3 protein-coding genes and 1 pseudogene are annotated in these 2,714 nt (G+C 53.1%); 3 read left to right on the forward strand and 1 reads right to left on the reverse strand.

The window, feature by feature from the left end:
• A partial coding sequence (locus ROG8370_RS19595; protein WP_139838167.1) for a transposase domain-containing protein occupies positions 1–176 on the forward strand: 176 nt, incomplete at its 5' end.
• Positions 177–200: 24 nt separating this feature from the next.
• Here the strand turns inward: ROG8370_RS19595 and ROG8370_RS19600 are convergent.
• Positions 201–658, reverse strand: a pseudogene (locus ROG8370_RS19600) (transposase); the annotation flags it as partial.
• 78 nt (positions 659–736) lie between these two features.
• Between ROG8370_RS19600 and ROG8370_RS19605 the strand changes: the two are divergent.
• Positions 737–2,197 carry a M81 family metallopeptidase gene (locus ROG8370_RS19605; RefSeq protein ID WP_085828801.1) on the forward strand — a complete coding sequence of 487 codons (1,461 nt, stop codon included), beginning with the start codon at positions 737–739 and terminating at the stop codon, positions 2,195–2,197.
• Between the two features lie 267 nt (positions 2,198–2,464).
• The coding region (locus ROG8370_RS19610; protein WP_212580138.1) for an ATP-binding cassette domain-containing protein at positions 2,465–2,714 on the forward strand (250 nt) is incomplete at its 3' end.

Genomic DNA, 2,714 nt, shown 5'->3' on the forward strand with positions numbered 1-2,714 from the left:
TGTTCGTTGGATCACAGACCGGTGGTAAAGCTGCCGCCATTGCCTACACCTTGATCGAAACGGCCAAACTGAACGGTATCGATCCGCAAGCATGGCTCGCCGACACACTTGCCCGCATCCCAGACTACAAGATCAACCGCGTCGACGACCTGCTCCCATGGAAAACCGCGCCATAGGGGCGGTCAGACCGGACGCTTACGACCAAAGCCCCAGGTGCGTTTGTTTGTCGTCAGACGTTCCAGCCAATCAGCAATCTCCTCGTTCTCGTCACTCAGCGTTGGGCTGTACCGGTAACACGTCTCACTGATCTGGAACGTCCTGCATGCCAGCGCGACACTGACCCCACGCACCGCCACCACCGTCATGGCCATCTCACGTCGTTGAGACGGCCTTAAGACTTTTTTCCGAGGGCTTCCTTGAGCAACTCATTCTGCATGCTCATCTCGGCATACATCTTCTTGAGCCTGCGGTTCTGCTCGGCCATGTCCTTCATCTCGGCAATCAAAGACGCATCCATCCCGCCAAATTTGGCCCGCCATTTGTAAAAGCTGGCGCTGCTCATCCCATGCTCCCGACACAGCTCAGAGACCGGCACACCACCCTCCGCCTGCTTCAGGATCGTCATGATCTGAGCGTCGCTAAATCGTCCGTTCTTCATCGTAAATCTCCTCAGATATCTTGCCGAGAAAATTCTACTTTTGAACACCACTAATTTTGGGGGGGATTACCGGACAACATGCGTATTTTTCGGGGCGATGAAATCAAGGCCCTCAGAGGAACAGCCTTGGGTGGGGCCGTAGATGTGTGCGAGGAAAACGGCTGGGAGTTACTACCGGGTCTCATATACGGACCGGATTCGAGCTTTGGTCTGGTGAATGCGCAATTCTGGAGCGATGCGAAAAAAGAAATGCTCGACACGCTCGAAGCTCAGATGCCACTGGACATCGTTTACCTCGCTCTACACGGTGCAGGTGTTGTGGATAAAACGCCTGATCTTGAAGGAGATCTGGCGGAGTCCGTCAGAGGACTGGTAGGAAAGGACACGATGATCGTCTGGTCCGGCGACCTGCATGGCAAGATCACGGACAAAATGAAGAACAATATGAATTTCTTCAGTGCCTGCAAAAAATATCCTCATCTGGATATGAATGAAGCTGCGCGTGATGCAATGTATCGGGCCGCTGCGATCCTGGCAGGAGAGTCGACTCCCACCCCGGCCTATCGCAAAGTGCCGCTGATGATGCCGCTCAGTAATACCGAAGAGGAAGGTATTTTTGGAAATCACCTCAAAGAAAAGTGTATTGAGATCGAAAATCGTCCCGGTGTTCTAAACTGCTCTGTTATGCATGGTTTCCCATACCAGGACACCGATTTTTGCGGCGTGTACCCGATGGTCACTACCGAAAACAACGCTGATCTGGCACAAGAACTGGTGGACGAACTGTCGCAGTGGATATGGGATTACAAGGAAGAGGCCTTTTATCCACTGAATGATTTGGACACAACGATGAGCAGCGTACTGGCCATGCTCGACAGAGACGGCCGCTATGAACGCAAACAGCCGACGAAGGGCGATATCATCGACCATACCCCGATTGTGATTGGGGACGCTGCGGATAATCCCGGTGGTGGGGCGGGCGGCTCGGGGACGCATCTGCTGCGGGCCCTTTTGGAAACAGAAGGCTTGGGTAAGGTCGCTTTCATTTCCATACACGATCCCGAAACGGCACAGGCCGCAGTCGCTGCCGGTGTCGGAGCGACAATCGATGTGAACCTCGGGGGCAAATTTGAGTCATTGGCGGGCGAACCGATTAATACCCAAGCCTATGTCAAGTCAATTTCGGATGGCTACGAGTTCGTTCGCGGAGGGACCGCTTACGGTATCCCTTACACGTTTGGTCCCTCAGTCAGGCTTGTCATCTCGGATACGGTGGATGTTATCATCATATCCGGCCTGGTCCAAGCCTATGACGATTCACAAGCGAGGCCACATGGCATCGCCATCCAGGAATATGACGTTATAGGTGTCAAAAGCGGGAATCACTTCCGAGCATTCTATGAAAATTTCACCGACAAGGTGCTGATCGTTGATCTTCCCGGAGCCACTAGTCGCGATATTACTCTTTTCGAGCACACTCAGTTGAAGGAGCCCATCTACCCTCTCGACGAAAACACAACGTTTACTATTGCGAATTAGTGAAAAATCTACAAAGACACGCTTCCGTAGGATACTGGTTCGTAATGCTTCGAACCGGCGTTCGTTTTCAATGAAGTCCGGGAATAACGCAATGGCGAGCAGAGACATGGTGCCGACTACTGATGTGAGTTGGAATTGCGATCTAAAAGAGCGGGTATTGTTGTCTTTGTCATCCGCGGGTAGCTCTAGCTGCTCGATGCATGTGGTTGGATTTTGGGCCATTGGACAAAACGAGCTGTGTCAAGATAGCCGAGGGCAGTGTATCGAATGACGGCATTGCACGTCCAAAATCTGACTTTCAATTGGCCGAGGTCGGAAAATGCGACCCTGCGTATACCAAACCTGTCGCTTGCTCAGGGTGAGCGGATATTCTTGTTTGGCCCCAGCGGCAGCGGAAAATCCACACTGCTATCGGCCATCGCAGGCGTAGTGGACGTCGCACCGGGAGCAATCCAGATAGCCGAGAAGGATGTAGGGGCCGTAAAGGGCGGTGCCCGGGATCGGTTCCGGGTCGATC

This window comes from Roseovarius gaetbuli, from assembly GCF_900172365.1.
Classification (GTDB): domain Bacteria; phylum Pseudomonadota; class Alphaproteobacteria; order Rhodobacterales; family Rhodobacteraceae; genus Roseovarius; species Roseovarius gaetbuli.